Here is a 940-nt window from a genome sequence, read left to right on the forward strand (position 1 = left end):
AACGGCGCCGGCTGCAGATGGTGGCGCAGAATGCCGACGGCGTGCTGAACCCGGCCCGGACCATCGGTGCGACGCTGGGGCGCGTCGTCGCCTTCTATGACGGGCTGCGCGGGGCTGCCGCCGACCGGCGGGTGGCCGAATTGCTGGAGATGGTACGTCTGTCCCCCGCCCTGGCGGCGCGTCTGCCGTCGGAACTGTCGGGCGGGCAGAAGCAGCGGATCAATTTCGCCCGCGCCCTGGCCGCCGGGCCGCAAATCGTGCTGTGCGATGAAATCACCGCCGCGCTGGACACGGTGGTGGCGGCGGCGATCCTGGATCTGATGGCCGGTCTGCAGCGTGATCTCGGCCTGTCCTTCATCTTCATCACCCACGACCTGCACGCCCTGCGCGCGATCTGCGACCGGGTGGCCGTGCTGTATGCCGGACGGGTGGTCGAATGCGGGCCGGCGGCATCGCTGGATGCTGGTCCGCATCATCCCTATATGCGCCTGCTGCGGGATTCGGTCCCGTCCATGCGCCCCGGCTGGCTGGAGGATACGCGGGCCCGGCGTGCCGCGCAGGACCTGGCGCCCGGTCCGTCGCTGCCCCCGGGCCTCTGCTGCTATCATCCCCGCTGCGCCGACCGGATTCCCGGCCTGTGCGACCGTCTGCCGCCGCCGGTGCGCCGCACGGCCGGCGGCGCGCAAATCGCCTGCCATCTCGAATCGACCCAGTTCCCGGAGACCGAAGCATGACGAACACGATGCTAGACTTGGCCGATCCGGCCTTGTTTTCCGAACGCGCCGCGATCGGCGGGACCTGGCGCGCGTCGTCGAACGGCGAGACGCTGAACGTCGACAATCCCGCGACGGGCGCCGTGATCGGCACCATCCCCGCCTGCACCGCGCAGGATACCCGCGATGCGATCGCCGCCGCCGCGACGGCGCAGGCGCAGTGGCGG

2 protein-coding genes are annotated in these 940 nt (G+C 71.1%); both read left to right on the forward strand.

Going from position 1 to position 940, the window contains the following annotated elements; translation table 11 throughout:
* Nucleotides 1-734 (forward strand): ATP-binding cassette domain-containing protein (locus tag HUK84_RS20185; RefSeq protein ID WP_176641789.1); only part of this gene is annotated, 734 nt, incomplete at its 5' end.
* Nucleotides 731-940: aldehyde dehydrogenase family protein (locus tag HUK84_RS20190; RefSeq protein ID WP_246285796.1), on the forward strand; the 210-nt coding region annotated here is incomplete at its 3' end. The genes HUK84_RS20185 and HUK84_RS20190, both read left to right, overlap by 4 nt.

This window comes from Nguyenibacter vanlangensis, assembly GCF_013376155.1.
GTDB lineage: Bacteria > Pseudomonadota > Alphaproteobacteria > Acetobacterales > Acetobacteraceae > Gluconacetobacter > Gluconacetobacter vanlangensis.